The sequence below is a fragment of the Deltaproteobacteria bacterium genome (assembly GCA_020848905.1).
Lineage (GTDB): Bacteria > Myxococcota_A > Polyangia.
In genome coordinates, this window is sequence record JADLHG010000041.1 from 121,225 (window position 1) to 136,188 (window position 14,964).

Sequence of the window (14,964 nt, forward strand, 5' to 3'; positions counted from 1 at the left end):
GTGCCTGTCGCCATCCTGCTCGTGCACCCGAGCCTGACCCTGCGGATGGACCTGGCCCTCGGGTTCGAGGGGGCGGGCTACGAACTCCAGCACGCGACGACGCTCGAGGAGGCGCAGCGCCGCATCCTGGGTGGCCCGCCGGACCTCGCCATCCTCGGGCCGCAGGACGAGGAGCGTGAGCTGGCCGAATGGATCGCGAGGCTCGAGCGGACCCCCGCGGCTCCGCGCCCCTGCCTGCTGCTCCTCTGCGAGCGACCGGCGCCCCTCTGCCGCGCGGTGCTCCTCGAGACCGACGACCTCTTCACGGAGGCCTACGACAGAGAGGCCGTGGCCGAGCGCGCGCGGGCGTTGCTCTCGCGTCGTCCGGCCTACGCCGAGACCGTGCTCGCCGTGGACGACAGCCTGACCTACCGTGAGGAGCTCTCGGCTGCGCTGCGCGAGGAGGGCTACGAGGTTGCCACCGCCGCCTCCGGAGAGGAGGCGCTCGAGGTGCTGGCGCAGCGACCCGTCGACTGCATTCTGCTCGATGTCCTCATGCCGGGCCTGGGCGGCGAGGAGACCTGCCGGCGCATCAAGGGCAGCGCGCGCTGGCGCGACATCCCGCTCGTCCTGCTCACGGCGCTCGAGGATCGCGGCGCCCTCGTGAAGGGGCTCTCCGCCGGCGCCGACGACTACGTGGCCAAGGCGGCCGACCTGGAGGTCATCCTCTCGCGGCTGAGAGCGCAGCTCCGGCGGAGACGCCTGGAGCTCGAGCGGAGGCTCCTCGGGGAGCGCCTGCTGCGCGCGGAGCTCGAGGCCACGCAGGCGCGCGCCGCCCGCGAGCTCGCCGAGGCGCGGGCCGAGCTACTGCGCGACGTCGAGCGGAAGAACCGGGAGCTCGAGGCTTTCACCTACTCGGTCTCGCACGACCTGCGGGCCCCCCTCCGGCACGTGGAGGGGTTCGCGGTGGCGCTCCTCGAGGACCACGCGGCGAGCCTGGATGAGAAGGGCCAGGACTACCTGCGTCGCATTCGCAGGGCAGCCCAGCAGGGGGGCCTCCTCATCGACGCCCTGCTCGAACTTTCGCACGTGGGGCAGGCCGCGCTCGTGCGCGAGCGCGTGGACCTGACCGCGCTGGCCCGCGCGGTGGCGGAGGAGCTGGCGCGAAGCGAACCCGGGCGGCAGGTCGCGTTCCAGCTGCAGGAGGGGCTCGAAGCGGACGCGGACCCGCGGCTCACGCGCGTGATCCTCGAGAACCTCCTCGGCAACGCCTGGAAGTTCACCCGACGCACCGCGGAGGCGCGCATCGCGCTCGGGGTCGAGCCGCACGACGCGGGGACGTGCTTCTTCGTGCGGGACAACGGCGCCGGGTTCGATCCAGCCTACGCCACCCACCTCTTCGGCCCCTTTCAGCGGCTGCACAGCGCCGCGGAGTACCCGGGGAGCGGCGTGGGGCTCGCCACCGTGCAGCGCATCGTGGAGCGGCACGGCGGGCGGATCTGGGCCGAGGCCAGGCCGGGGCAGGGGGCCACGTTCTATTGGACGATGCCTTCTAGAACGGGAGCTTCGAACGTAGCGTTAAAGAATGGGGGTTCTATATGAGACCACTGCGTGCCCTGTTCATCGAGGACAGCGAGGACGACGTCCTGCTCCTGCTGCGCGAGCTCGCCCGGTGCGGCTACGCCGTGACCCACGAGCGCGTGGAGACGGCCGCGGGGCTCCGGAAGGCGCTCGCCCGGGGGGGCTGGGAGCTCGTCCTCGCCGACTACCACCTCCCCGGCTTCTCTCCGCTCGAGGCCCTCGCCCTGCTCAAGGAGAGCGGGCAGGACCTCCCGTTCCTCCTCATCTCGGGGGCGGTGGGCGAGGAGTCCGCGGTCGACGCGCTGAAGGCCGGGGCGCACGACTTCCTGGTCAAGGGGCGGCTCGCGCGCCTCGGTCCGGCGATCGAGCGGGAGCTGCGGGAGGCGCAGATGCGGGCCGAACGGCGGCTGGCCGAGGAGGCGCTGCGCGCGAGCGAGGCCCGCTACCGGCGCATCGTGGAGACGGCGCAGGAGGGGGTCTGGGTGGTGGACCGCGAGCTCTGCACCACCTTCGTGAACCGCCGGCTGGCGGCGATGCTGGGAACGACCGCCGAGGCGATGCTCGGCACGAGCATCTTCGACTACCTCGACGACGCGTGGAAGCAGGTCGCGCGACGGCAGCTTCACCTGGACCTCGGCACCGAGCTCGCTCCGTGCGACTTCAAGTACCGGCGCGCCGACGGGGGCACCTTCTGGGCCTCGCTCTCGATCTCGCGCATCCTGGACGAGGCCGGGGAGTTCGTGGGGGGGCTGGCGATGGTCACCGACGTGACCGAGCAGCGGAACCTCCAGGCCCAGCTCATGACCGCCGATCGTATGGCCAGCGTGGGGATCCTCGCGGCGGGGGTGGCGCACGAGCTGAACACGCCCCTCGCGGCGGTGGTCGGGAACCTGGACCTGGCCCAGCAGGCGCTGCAGCGGCTCGGCCCCTCCTCGGCGCTCACGACCGACGCGGCCGAGCTCGTGGACGAGCTCCGGGACGCCCGGGACGCGGCGGAGCGCATGCGGCAGATCGTGCGCGACCTGCGCGTCTTCTCGCGGGCGGAGGAGGACGAGCGGGGGCCGGTGGACGTGGTCGAGGTGCTGGAGTCCACTCTGCGCGTGGCCTGGAGCGAGCTTCGACACCGGGCCCACGTGGTGCGGGAGTACCGCAAGGTCCCGGCCGTGGGGGGGAACGCCGGGCGTCTGGGACAGGTTTTCCTCAACCTGATCGTGAACGCCACCCAGGCGCTCCCCGAGGACGCGACGCGAAGCCTGGCGATCACGCTCGGCACCGGGCTGGACGGGCAGGGGCGCGTGGTGGTGACGGTGCGGGACGACGGGGCGGGGATGTCGCAGGAGGTGCTGGACCGGATATTCACCCCCTTCTACACCACCAAGCCCGTGGGGGTCGGCACGGGGCTCGGGCTCTACATCTGCCAGCGCATCGTGAGCGCCCTCGGCGGCGAGATCGCGGTCGAGAGCCAGGAGGGACGAGGGACCACCGTGCGCGTGGCGCTCCAGCCCGCCGTGGCTGTGGCGGCCGTGGCGGCTCCGCCGACGCCCGAGCCTCGGGAAACGGCCCGACGGGGGCGGATCCTGGTGGTGGACGACGAGCCGGTGATCCTCTCGGTCATGCGGCGCTACCTCGGCCGCCAGCACGAGGTGGTAGGCCTCACCTCCGCGCGAGAAGCGCTCGAGCTCCTGGCCTCGGGGGCGCGGTTCGACGTCATCCTCTGCGACCTGATGATGCCCGAGATGACCGGCATGCAGTTCCACGCGGAGCTCGCGCGCACGGCTTCCGACGCGGCAGAGCGCACGATCTTCATGAGCGGGGGGACCACGACCCAGACGGCCCGGGCGTTTCTGCAGCAGGTGGGCAACGCGCAGGTGGACAAGCCCTTCGACCTGCCGCTGCTCCAGCGGCTGGTGGCGGAGCGGGTGCGCGGGTAGGCCTCAGCCGGCGCGCGTTGGCGTTCGAATCCACGCCACGAAGCGCGCCAGGCCCTCGTCGAGCGAAACCTGCGGCCGGTAGCCGAGCTCGGCCTCGGCGCGCGAGGTGTCGGCACAGGTGATCGGCACGTCGCCGGGCTGGTCGGGGAGCACCTCGATGCGGGGGGCGGTGCCGGTGGCGCGGCCCACGGCGTCGATGAGCTCGCGCAGGAGGACGGGGGTCGAGCGGCCCAGGTTGTAAATGCGAAAGGCGCCGTCTTGCCGGTCGAGCGCGGCGATCGTGCCGGCCACGATGTCGTCGATGAAGGTGTAGTCGCGGCCGGTGCTGCCGTCCCCGAAGCGGGGGATCGACTCGCCGGCCAGCGCCTTCCTCACGAAGGCGTGGATCGCCATCTCGGGGCGCTGGCGGGGGCCGAAGACAGTGAAGTAGCGCAGGCAGCTCACGCCGAGGCCGTGAAGCTCGTGGAAGGTGGCGCAGACGAGCTCGGTCGCGCGCTTGCTCGCCGCGTAGGGCGAGGCGGGCCGGTCGCACGCGTCCTCCTCGGAAAACGGGGTGCGCGAGCGGGCGCCGTAGACCGACGAGGACGAGGCCACGACGAGGTGCCGCACGCCGTGTCGCCGGCAGGCCTCGAGCACGCGCGTGGTCCCCTCGACGTTCACCCGCATGTAGCGCTCGGGGGCGGCGATGGAGGGGCGCACCCCGGCGAGCGCGGCGAGGTGCACCACCCGGTCGATCCCGGGCGCGAGGACCTCGTCGAGCAGCGCGCCGTCGAGGATGTCGCCCTCGCGAAAGGCGAAGCCGGGGAGCTGCGCCAGGGCCGCCAGGTTGGCGCGCTTCAGCGCCGGGTCGTAGAAGGGATCCAGGTTGTCGAGCCCGACCACCGCGTCGCCTCGCTCGAGGAGCCGCTGGGAGACCGAGGAGCCGATGAAGCCGGCGGCGCCGGTGACCAGGACGCGCATGGTGAAGGCGAAACCTCAGCTCGTCGTGTCGGGCGGCGTGCGGAAGAGCGCGAGGTGCTCCACGTTGCCGCTGGGTCCGGGCCACGGGGAGTCCAGACCACCGACGACGGTGTACCGTGCGGCGACGGCCCAGTCCACGACTTTCCGGATCGCGCCCTGGCGTACGGTCTCGTCGCGCACCACGCCTCCCTTGCCGACCTGACCCCGTCCCGCCTCGAACTGCGGTTTCACCAGCGCGAGGATCGGCCGATCCGGGCCGAGCACGCGCTCGACCGCCGGGAGGACGAGGGTCAGCGAGATGAACGAGACGTCGATCACCGCCAGCTCGGGGGGCCATGCCGACTCGTCGCGCAGCGCGGCGCGGAGCGCCTCGGCCTCGAGGTGGCGGGCGTTCACGCGCTCGAGGCAGGTCACGCGCGGGTCCTGGCGCAGCTTCCAGGCCAGCTGGCCGTAGCCCACGTCCACGGCGATCACGTGCCGGGCGCCGCGCTGTAGGAGGCAATCGGTGAACCCGCCCGTGGAGGCGCCGACGTCCAGCGCCACGAGCCCCGCCACGTCGAGGCTGAAGTGGTCGAGGGCGGCGGCCAGCTTCAGTCCGCCGCGCGAGACGTAGGGCAGGGCTTCGCCGCGGAGGCGCACGACGGCCGTCGCCGAGACCGCGGCGCCGGCCTTGGTGACGGGCTGCTCGTCCACCAGGACCTGGCCGGCGAGGATCAGCGCGCGCGCCTGTTCGCGGCTCGGCGTGAGGCCGAGCTCCACGCAGCGCTGGTCGAGGCGCGTGCCCTTCATGGGGCGCGTCCGCGGGCGGGCGGCGAAGGCGAGGCGCTCGGAGCGCCGCGCGGGGCCGGGCAGCCACTCGGCCGTGGCCCGGCCGCGTTCGGGCAGTCGTCGTCGCCATCCGGGAGGCCGTCGAGGTCGTCGTCGGGGTCCGGACAGCCGTCGTGGTCCTGAAAGCCGTCGGGGTCCTCCGCCGCGTGCGGACAGCGGTCGAGCGCGTCCACGAGCCCGTCACCGTCGGCGTCGAGGGGATCGGCGCTAGGGGGCGGAGGCAGCGCGGGGGCGCGCACGAGCAGCCCGACCCCCACGGTGAACGAGAGGTTCTGCGCCACGCTCCCGGTGACCTGCGCGTCGGTGAAGAGCTGCGTGACGTCGAAGCGGAGCCGCCAGCGCGGCGCGAGGCGCACCTTGAGCCCCACCGTCCAGCCGACGGCCGGGTCGGTATCGCGCCCGAGCACCGACGCGGGACTGAGCAGGCTCATCCCACCCCCCGTCGCGCCGGCGAAGGGGACGACGGGATGGCGCCAGGGCAGGTGCAGGAGGGCTTCTGCCCGATAGCCGACGAGCAGCGCGGCGCGCTCGCCGAGCCGTCCCGGGGCGAGGCTGACGAGCGCCCCGAGGCTGAACCAGCGCGCGACGTAGTAGTCGGCGCGCAGGTCGAAGGTGGCGAAGAGGGTGCCGAGGGTGCCCTTGCGCAGCTCGACGAGCTGGGCGCTGTCGCCCAGATCCTGTCCGGCCTGGAGCCGGTAGAGCCCCGTCGCGAGGCCTAGCTCCAGCCGCGCCAGCGGGTGGTCGGCTCGGGCGACCGACCAGGGGCCGGCGCAGAGCAGCGCAGCGACGGTGAGCACAGCGACGCGGAGCACGCCGGCACCGTACACGCGCGCCACCATGGTGGCAACCGAGGGGGTGGCAACCGAGGTTGACCCCCCGGTGGGACGGATGCTATCTGGAACGCGTGAGCAACGATCGACGGCAGGGCGGTGGCGGACCGGGCGAAGGCGCCCCGGAGCCGCCCAAGCCCGTCGTGCCCCTGCATCCCGCCAACCAGACCCTGCGGCTCTCGACCGACGACGTGTCTCGGCTTCGCCAGCAGCACCAGCGGCGCGGCTCGCTGGTCGTGATTGCCGGAACCCCCGCCGACGTGGGGATGCACCTGGTGGTGGAGGGGGAGGTGGTCATCGGTCGGGACGCCCCCGGCATCCTCCTGCGGGACGTGGGGACCTCGCGTCGCCACGCCGAGGTGCGACGCGACGGGGACCTCTACACCGTGCGCGACCTGGGCTCGACGAACGGCACCCGGCTGAACGACGTGCCGCTGCAGGGGGTGCAGACCCTGCGCGACGGGGACCAGATCCTCCTCGGTCAGACGGTGATTCGCTTCAACCTGGTGGACGAGACCGAGGCGACCTTCTTCAGCGAGCTGAATCGGCAGGTGGGGACCGACCATCTCACGGGGCTCGTCTCCAAGCCGCGCTTCGACGCGGCGATGGCCGAGGCGCTGCGGGCGGCGCGGGCCGCGGGGGGCCAGCTCGCGGCGCTCATGATGGACATGGACAACCTGAAGGGGATCAACGACCGGCACGGGCACCACGTCGGGGCCGGCACGATCCGCCAGGTGGGCGAGCTCCTCTCGCGCGTGCTCGCGGGGCGGGGGGAGGCCTGCCGCTTCGGGGGCGATGAGTTCTCGGCCTACCTGCCCGGCGCGGGGCTCGCGCAGGCCCTGGCCGTGGGCGAGGAGATCCGGGCCGAGGTGGCGGCCTCCCGCTTCGTGGTGGACGGGACGACCGTCTCGGCCACCCTGAGCATCGGTGTGGCCGAGCTGACCCCCCAGCTCACCGCGGCCGAGGAGCTTTTGCGCCAGGCCGACGCCGCCCTCTACCGCGCCAAGGCAGCCGGCCGGAACCGCGTCTCCGGCTGACCCATCCAGCGGCTTCCTGGCCCTTTGCCGGCTGAACGGGAGGGGCCCCGCCGGCACCTCACCGGGCACTTGCGCCTCCGCGCGCTCTGCGGTAGGCACTCCCCCACGAGGAGAACGGCACATGAGAATCTGTGTGGTTGGCACTGGGTACGTCGGGCTGGTGGCGGGGGCGGGCTTCGCGGAGTTCGGCAGCGACGTGATCTGCGCGGACGTGGATCAGGGCAAGATCCAGCGGCTGAACGACGGCATCATCCCGATCTACGAGCCGGGGCTCGAGCCGCTCGTGCGTCGCAACGTGGCCGAGGGGCGCCTGCGCTTCACGACCGACGTGGCCGCGGCGGTCTCCGACGTGGAGGTGATCTTCGTCGCCGTCGGGACGCCGCCGAAGGCGGACGGGTCCGCCGACCTCTCGCACGTCTGGGACGTCGCGCGTACCATCGGCAAGCACGCGACGGGGTTCACCGTGGTGGTGGACAAGAGCACGGTGCCCGTCGGGACCGCCGACCGCGTGCTGCAGCTCCTGCGCGAGAACGGCCCCGGCAAGGACTTCGCGGTGGTCTCGAACCCCGAGTTCCTCAAGGAAGGGGACGCCATCGCCGACTTTATGAAGCCCGACCGCGTGGTCCTCGGCTGCGACGACGAGCGCGCGCTGAAGCTCATGCAGTACCTCTACTCGCCCTTCGTGCGCACCAAGGACCGCATCCTGACCATGGACGCGCGGAGCGCCGAGGTGACCAAGTACGCCTGCAACGCGATGCTGGCCACGCGCATCTCGTTCATGAACGAGATGGCCGCGCTCTGCAGCAAGGTGGGGGCGGACGTGAACCGGGTGCGCCTGGGGATGGCCTGGGACGAGCGCATCGGGCCCAAGTTCCTCTTTCCGGGGGTGGGCTACGGCGGCTCGTGCTTCCCGAAGGACGTGAAGGCCATCATCTCGACGGCCGAGGAGCACGGCGCGAGCCTGAACATCCTCAAGTCGGTGGAGGCGGCCAACGAGCGCCAGAAGCGGCTCCTCGCCGAGCTGGTGCTCGCCGAGCTGGGCGGCAAGGCCGACGGGAAGGTGGTCGCGCTCTGGGGGCTGGCCTTCAAGCCGCAGACGGACGACGTGCGCGAGGCGCCGGCGCGGACGATCTGCAAGCTCCTCCTCGACGCGGGGGCCACGGTGCGGCTGCACGATCCGGTCGCGCGCCAGACCTTCGCGGCCGACCTGCCTCCGTCGAACCGCGTGATCTACTGCGACAGCAACTACGACGCGGCGCTCGGGGCGGACGCCCTGCTCCTCGTCACCGAGTGGCCCGCCTATAGGCGTCCGGACTTCCGGCGGGTGAAGTCGATGATGCGCACTCCGAGCCTCTACGACGGCCGGAACATCTGGGACGCGGAGATGGTGCGTGGGCTCGGATTCCGCTACGTGGGCATCGGGCAGAAGTAGCTTCTCAAGAAGGCGAGGCCAGGGCGACATGACGATCTTCAGCAGGTGCGGGACGTGGGTGCGGTGTGCGGGGCTCGCTGCGGGCCTCGCGCTCGCGGGGTGCTCGAGCAGCGGCGGCTCCGGCGCTGACGGGGGGACGAGCTCCGACGGGAAGCCGGCCACGACCGACGGCGCAGCGAAGAGCGACGGCGCGCGCGGGGACGGGGCGGTGAAGGGGGACGCGGGCGCGACCGGCAAGTGGACCGGCGGCAAGGGCGGCAAGACCGGCTCCTACGAGTTCAACATGGACTTCGGTGGGAACAAGCGGCTCATCGCCGTGTATGTGCCGTCGGGCTACAGCGAGAAGAAGGGCGTGCCGCTGATCCTGCACTTCCACGGCTGGCGTCCCCCGCCCGCCGAGGTGCTGGACGAGATCAAGTACGTCTGGGGTCCGGTGGCGGACGCCAAGGGCTTCATCGCGGTGGCCCCGGAGGGGCTGCCCTGCCCCGAGCTGAACCCCAAGGAGCCGTACGCCTGCTTCCGCGAGGAGTCCGAAGGTCCGTTCCTGAAGGCCCTCGTGGAGAGCCTGGGCAAGCAGTACAACCTGGACCTCCAGCGCATCTATTTGAGCGGGCACAGCGGCGGCGGCTACTTCGTGCAGGGGATGGGGCTCATGGAGTCCACCCTCTACGCGGCGGTGATGGTCTGGTCGGGGGGCTGCATCTCGGCCAAGGACATCTACGGCAACTCCTGTTCGGAGTACGACAAGCTGGCCAAGGTGGCCAAGCGCAAGATCCCCTTCTCCGTGGCGCACAACGGGCAGGATCAGATCGTGCCCGTGCAGTACGGCGCGGACATGCTCCAGGTGCTGCAGAAGTACGGGCACACCACGACGGCCTTCGACATGGTCAACGGCGGCAAGTACGGCCACTCGATCGACCCCGACTACCCGGTCAAGGCCTGGGAGTGGGTGAGCAAGCACGTCCTGCCTTAGTGAAGCGGGACGCCGCCCGCCACCACCGGCTCCTCGTCGTCGCCGATGTTCTCCCCGTTGCCGTAGCCGAGCTGACCGTACGCCCCCGACCCCCAGCAGCGCACCTCGCCCCGCTCGAGCAGGGCGCAGGTGTGCATGACCCCGGCGGAGACCTCGAGGGCCTTGTCCCCGAGCGACACGAGCCCCACGCTCGAGGGGAACTCGTCGTCGCCGATGGCCAGCGTGTTTCCGTAACCGAGCCGTCCGTCGATGCTCTGCCCCCAGCACCTGACGCCACCACCCTCGAGCAGCGCGCAGGTATGGAAGCTGGCGCTGATGCGCCGAGCCCTGCCCCCGAGGGGCACGGCGCCCGCGACCGCCGGCAGCTCGTCGTCGCCGAGGTTCGCGCTATTGCCGTAGCCGAGGCGTCCCGTCTGCCCCTGACCCCAGCAGCGGACCTCCCCGCTGTCCAGCAGCGCGCAGGTATGCGCGTGGCCGGCAGCGAGCTGCACGGCCTTGCCGCCGAGGACCACGTCCCCCGCCACGGCCGGAGCCTCGTCGTCGCCGATGCTGGTCGTGTTGCCGTAGCCCAGGCGGCCGAAGCTCCTGTTGCCCCAGCAGCGCACCGCGCCGCTCTCGAGCAGCGCGCAGGTGTGCTCGTTCCCCGCCGAGAGCCGGGTCACCTTCGCCCCCACGGCGACGAAGCCTACCGCGCTCGGTAGCTCGTCGTCGCCGAGGTTCCGGGTATCGCCGTAGCCGAGCTGGCCGCGCTGGCCGTTGCCCCAGCACTTGACCTGCCCCCCGGCGAGCAGGGCGCAGGTGTGGTTGCCGCCGGCGACCACCTGCAGCGCGGTGCCGCCGAGGTTCACGTCCCCCGCGCTGGCCGGAGTCTCGTCGTCGCCGACGTTCCGGGTGTTGCCGTAGCCGAGCTGCCCGCTCGCCCCCGACCCCCAGCAGCGCACCGCCCCCGTGGCGAGGCGCGCACAGGTGTGCGATCCGCCGAGCGCGAGCTCCACGACTTCGCCCCCGACCGGCACGAGCCCCACCGAGGCGGGAGTGTTCGTGTTGCCGATGCCGAGCGGGTTGCCGTAGCCGAGCTGTCCCACGTACCCCATGCCCCAGCACTTCACGCCGCCCGCCAGGAGCGCGCAGGTGTGGGTCCCTCCCGCGACGACGGATCTGACCGCGTCCGGCGTGCAGCGGCGACCGTCGCCCACGGTGCCTGGGCGGCAGACGCACGCGTATCCGCCCGCGGTGTTGGTGCAGGCGGCGAGCGGGTCGCAGTCCGAGGTCCCCAGGGCGCACTCGTCGAGGTCCACGCAGGTCCTGCCGTCGCCCACGAAGCCGGGCTTGCAGGCGCAGGTGTAGCCGCTGGCCGTGCTGGAGCAGAGTGCGTTTGGTGAGCAGGTGTGCCCGGCGGCGCAGTTGTCTTTCAGAGCGCACTGCGTGCCGTCGCCGACCCAACCCGAGTTACACTGGCACGCGTAGCCGCCGCCGGTGTTGGTGCAGGTCGCGTGCGCGTCGCAGCGATGCGTTCCGCTGGCGCACTCGTCAAGGTCCGTGCAGCTCTTGCCGTCGCCCGCGAATCCGGGCTTACACTGGCAGACGTAGCTCCCCAGGGTGTTGATGCAGAGCGCACCGGCGGAGCAGAGCGACGGCGTCCCCTTGCACTCGTTGACGTCGGGGGTGACCGGCACGTCCCCGGCGCTCCCCGGCAGCTCGTCGTCCCCGATCGTCTGCGTGTTCGCGTAGCCCAGGCGGCCGAACTCCCCCACGCCCCAGCAGCGGACCGTTCCTCCGGCGATGAGGGCGCAGGTGTGGAACGACCCCGCGGCCAGCCGCTCGACCACCCCGCCGACAAAGACGGGGGCCTCGGTCGTCGGCAGCTCGTCGTCCCCCAGGTTGCCGCAGGTCACCACGCCGACCTGGCCGCGCGTGGCTTGCCCCCAGCAGCGAACGGCACCGCTCTTGAGCAGCGCGCAGGTGTGGAAGGCGCCGGCCACGAGCTGCACCGCCGGTTCGCCGAGGTCCACCGCGGCGACGGCCGTGGGGAGCTCGTCGTCGCCGACGTTCGCCGTCGAGCCGGTGCCGAGCTGCCCGAAGCCGCCGAAGCCCCAGCAGCGGACCCGTCCCGAGTCCAGGATCGCGCAGGTGTGATACCACCCGGCCGCGAGGCCCACGGCCCTTGCCCCGAGAGGCACGTCGCCCGCCGACGAGGGGAGCTCGTCGTCCCCGACGCTCCGCGGGTTGCCGTAGCCGAGCTGTCCCCAGGCGCTTCGTCCCCAGCAGCGCACCGCGCCGGTGGCGAGTCGCGCGCAGGTATGGTCGCGCCCGGCCACGAGCTCGGCAGCGGCCTCGCCCACGCTGACCTCCGCGGCGTAGAGCGCGTTGACGGGGCTCGTGTGCGCGTAGCCGAGCTGTCCGTCCACGTTGAGGCCCCAGCAGCGGACCTTGCCCGAATCGAGCAAGGCGCAGGTGTGTTCGCCGCCCGCGGCGAGCTGGGAGACCTGACCGGGCAGCGGCACGTCGCCCTGGCTGGCGGGGGTCTCGTCGTCCCCCACGCTCCGGCTGTGCCCGTAGCCGAGCGCTCCGTAGCGGTTGCGGCCCCAGCAGCGCACCTTGCCGTCGGTGAGCACGGCGCAGGTGTGCGTCGGCCCGAGGGCCAGCTGCGCGGCCGACCCGCCGAGGGGCACGTCGCCGGAGCTCGCCGGAGCCTCGTCGTCGCCCACGTCCCGGGTGTTGCCGTAGCCGAGCTCGCCGTAGATGCCCCAGCCCCAGCCCCAGCAGCGCACCGACCCGCTCGCGAGCAGGGCGCAGGTGTGCGCGCCCCCCGCGGCGATGGCCTTGGCCGGTGCCGGCAAGCTGGTGCAGCTTCTTCCGTCGCCCGCGTAGCCGGTGTGGCACGCGCAGCGGTGGCTGCCGACGGTGTTGATGCAGCTCGCGTGCGGATCGCACCCGTCGGTGTGGGCCGCGCACTCGTCCACGTCCTGGCAGGTCTGGCCGTCCCCCGCGAAGCCCGCCTTGCAGGTGCAGCGGTAGCTCCCCGGCGTGTTGCTGCAGACGGCGTCTCGGCCACAGGTGGCGAGGCCCTCGGCGCACTCGTCGCGATCTGTGCACGTCAGGCCGCTGCCGGCGAAGCCCGCTTTGCAGCTGCAGGAGAAGCCGCCCACGGAGTTGACGCAGAGCGCGTTCTTGTCGCAGGGCGGCGTGGCCGCGAGGCACTCGTCCACGTCCTCGCAGGAGGTGCGACCGTCCCCCGCGTAGCCCGGCTTGCAGGCGCAGCTATGACCGCCGTAGGTGTTCGCGCAGGCGGCGTTCTTGTGGCAGGAGGTGGTGCCAGTCGACGACCGTCGTGCCTTTACCTGCAACGTTGTAGTTGTAGAGGAGGCCGCGCTCCGTGAGCCCGTCGCGGAACTCCGTCGTGTCGCCGTAGCCGCTGTCGGCGAGCGTCACAGCGGGCCGCACTCCCCAGCCGAGCGCCTGATCGATGGTCCCCAGGGCGAGCTTCCACTTCGGCTCGTAGACCACGTCGTCGGGAACGTCAGCGTCGCGACACCTCTCACGGTCATCTGCCCAGTTCTCGACTAGGTAGAGGCGAAAGCCGATGCACCCGCTGCCTCGCTCATCCGCCAAATGCAGGCTCACCGCCACTTGGCAGTTATCCGCCCGCCCGAGCGTCCCCGAGTACTGCCAAGCGACCCCCACCAAGTAGATCCCTGTCTTGGCGAAGCCGGTGTCATCCAGCACGAACGCCTCGACGGCGGGCAGCTCCTCATCGAGCTTCCTGGCGACGCGCCGATAGAGCTCTTCATCTTTCCAGGCTCTTCACGCAACGCTGCAAGCGCTGACGCAGCCCCTCGAAGTCCGAAACGTCTTCCGCCAGGCGAGCCGCCATCGGAACGACGCTCTATCGCTCGCCATCGAGCAGCAGTCCCCGGACGTAGTCGCCCATGGCCCGCTGACGCTCCGGTCTCCCCATCCCGCACCGGTGAGGTACTCCACATACGCTTCGAGCTCGCGCTCGAGCCGCTCCAGCTAGTTCGGTGTCACCGCCACGGTTGATCACAGACCGCAGAATGTGTCAAGACAGGCAATTAGGTAGTAGTAAGTGGGGCGAAACTTCAAACCGACGCACCGGCTGACGCGGGATGGCCTAAATGCGCGTAGTAACGCATGTTTGCGCCAAGAAAGGCCGGTCCGATCTCGGGTTCGCGACCTTGTATGGAAGTTCTGAACAGAACGCTCTCTGTCACCACCGAGGCATAAGATCCCAGCAGCCCGATCAGCGGTGCGCCAAGGTTGCCGCCGTTGCGGCCGCGTCGAGCGCGTCAACGAGCCTCGCTCCCGTCGTATAGCCAACCGCAAGCACGCTGGTGCTCGTTCCGTCTCGGTAGAGGACAATCGGGAACGCGCGCACGCCCAGGGCCCTGACCTCCTGAATCTCGACGGCCGTCGCTCTCTTCGCGTCAGGGTGCTCGAACCGCCTCACGAAGGTCGAGAAGTCGAGTCCGTTTGCCACGCAGATGCTTCGGTAGAAGGACGCGACAGTCGGGTCCTCAGCGTCCGCGTAGAATTTTTTCTGGATGGCGGCGAAGACCTTGTACGCGTCCGTCGCCGCGCCACCCCTTTCGCTCAGCATGTCGCGCAGGACGACGAACGCGCGGCACGAGGGCTCCGTGTCGTAGTCGAAGCTGGCGCGGTCGAGGAAGCGGGTGGAAAAGGGCTGACCCGTGCGCGCGCCGATCTTCTCCCAGTGATGGCGCAGGAAGTCTCTGAACTCATCGGTCCACGCGTCGCCTCCGCCGGCGCGAAGCCCGCCCACCAGGATGCGGAAGGGGATTCGCCGCACGGACGCCTCGGCCTCGAGCTGGCGAAGGGCGGGCGAGATGCCCCAGCACGCGGAGCACATCGGATCACCAACGTAGAGCACCTCGCCGATGGCGCTGTCTGCGCGCGGTTCCGTGTGTCGCTGGGCTGCTGCGCCCGGCAGCTCGCACACGCCGGTCTCGGCATCGCATAGCGACTCCACGGCGCGGGCCGCTGCTCGCTGCGCGCCGGCAAGATCCGAGGCGACTATCGATTCATTCCTGAGGGTGGTGGTCTTCATGGTCAGCTCCGAGAGATGGGTTTGGCTAGAAGCGGACGCCGAAGGGCGCATCGATGACGTAGCGCCACCCGCCATCACGCTCGCGCCGCACGACGTCCGACGTGGTTCCGCCGACACCGTTCGGCAGGGTCCACTCGGCGAAGACGATCGCGATGTCGCCCTGAACGACGGCGCGTCGGAGCGTCATGGTGATGGGACCGGGGAGGCCGAGGAAGCCCTCGAGCGCGGCGCGCAGGCCGCTCCTCGGGACCTCGGCCGTGCCGTCTGCGACGAGCAAGGCGTCGTCGGCGTAGAGCGCGAGCAACGCGTCGACGTCCTTGCGGTTGA

General features: G+C 71.4%; 11 protein-coding genes and 1 pseudogene. 5 read left to right on the top strand and 7 right to left on the bottom strand.

Translation table 11 applies throughout. The features are described from left to right. Window positions 1-1,581 carry a response regulator gene (locus IT371_17100; protein MCC6749385.1) on the top strand — a complete coding sequence of 527 codons (1,581 nt, stop codon included), beginning with the start codon at window positions 1-3 and terminating at the stop codon, window positions 1,579-1,581. After that, the gene (locus IT371_17105; protein MCC6749386.1) at window positions 1,578-3,491 is read left to right on the top strand and encodes a response regulator; all 1,914 of its coding nucleotides are present in this window, start codon (window positions 1,578-1,580) and stop codon (window positions 3,489-3,491) included. The genes IT371_17100 and IT371_17105 overlap by 4 nt, the downstream gene beginning before the upstream one ends. A 3-nt stretch (window positions 3,492-3,494) precedes the next feature. Here IT371_17105 and IT371_17110 read toward each other — a convergent pair whose 3' ends face one another. Genes IT371_17110 through IT371_17120 form a run of 3 tightly spaced genes read right to left on the bottom strand, consistent with a single transcriptional unit; the run spans window position 3,495 to window position 6,118 of the window. Then, complete coding sequence (locus tag IT371_17110) at window positions 3,495-4,451, bottom strand: GDP-mannose 4,6-dehydratase (protein ID MCC6749387.1); 957 nt, start codon at window positions 4,449-4,451, stop codon at window positions 3,495-3,497. A 15-nt stretch (window positions 4,452-4,466) separates the two neighbouring features. Continuing rightward, the gene (locus tag IT371_17115) at window positions 4,467-5,240 is read right to left on the bottom strand and encodes a TlyA family RNA methyltransferase (GenBank protein ID MCC6749388.1); all 774 of its coding nucleotides are present in this window, start codon (window positions 5,238-5,240) and stop codon (window positions 4,467-4,469) included. Continuing rightward, entirely contained in the window at window positions 5,237-6,118 is an 882-nt protein-coding gene (locus IT371_17120; GenBank protein ID MCC6749389.1) for a hypothetical protein, read from the bottom strand. The genes IT371_17115 and IT371_17120 overlap by 4 nt, the downstream gene beginning before the upstream one ends. A gap of 65 nt (window positions 6,119-6,183) precedes the next feature. Here IT371_17120 and IT371_17125 point away from each other — a divergent pair, with 65 nt between their 5' ends. The 3 genes from IT371_17125 to IT371_17135 all read left to right on the top strand — a co-directional run bounded on the left by IT371_17125 (window position 6,184) and on the right by IT371_17135 (window position 9,551). Next, window positions 6,184-7,146, top strand: coding sequence for a diguanylate cyclase (locus IT371_17125; GenBank protein ID MCC6749390.1), 963 nt, complete (start codon window positions 6,184-6,186; stop codon window positions 7,144-7,146). Window positions 7,147-7,267: 121 nt separating this feature from the next. Continuing rightward, the gene (locus IT371_17130; protein ID MCC6749391.1) at window positions 7,268-8,578 is read left to right on the top strand and encodes a UDP-glucose/GDP-mannose dehydrogenase family protein; all 1,311 of its coding nucleotides are present in this window, start codon (window positions 7,268-7,270) and stop codon (window positions 8,576-8,578) included. Between the two features lie 28 nt (window positions 8,579-8,606). Further along, window positions 8,607-9,551: a hypothetical protein gene (locus tag IT371_17135; GenBank protein ID MCC6749392.1), complete on the top strand. Its 945-nt coding sequence runs from the start codon at window positions 8,607-8,609 to the stop codon at window positions 9,549-9,551. On the opposite strand, the gene IT371_17140 is transcribed toward IT371_17135, so the two are convergent. The 4 genes and pseudogenes from IT371_17140 to IT371_17155 all read right to left on the bottom strand — a co-directional run. Continuing rightward, window positions 9,548-12,898: a hypothetical protein gene (locus IT371_17140; GenBank protein ID MCC6749393.1), complete on the bottom strand. Its 3,351-nt coding sequence runs from the start codon at window positions 12,896-12,898 to the stop codon at window positions 9,548-9,550. The two genes, IT371_17135 and IT371_17140, sit on opposite strands and share 4 nt — an antisense overlap. Further along, window positions 12,813-13,349 (bottom strand): annotated as a pseudogene (locus IT371_17145) (transposase). The gene IT371_17140 and the pseudogene IT371_17145 overlap by 86 nt, the downstream one beginning before the upstream one ends. A 463-nt stretch (window positions 13,350-13,812) precedes the next feature. Next, on the bottom strand, window positions 13,813-14,559 hold the full coding sequence (locus IT371_17150; GenBank protein MCC6749394.1) for a DsbA family protein: 747 nt from the start codon (window positions 14,557-14,559) through the stop codon (window positions 13,813-13,815). A 103-nt stretch (window positions 14,560-14,662) separates the two neighbouring features. Further along, window positions 14,663-14,964, bottom strand: a 302-nt coding sequence (locus IT371_17155) for a nuclear transport factor 2 family protein (protein ID MCC6749395.1), incomplete at its 5' end; no start/stop codon positions are given.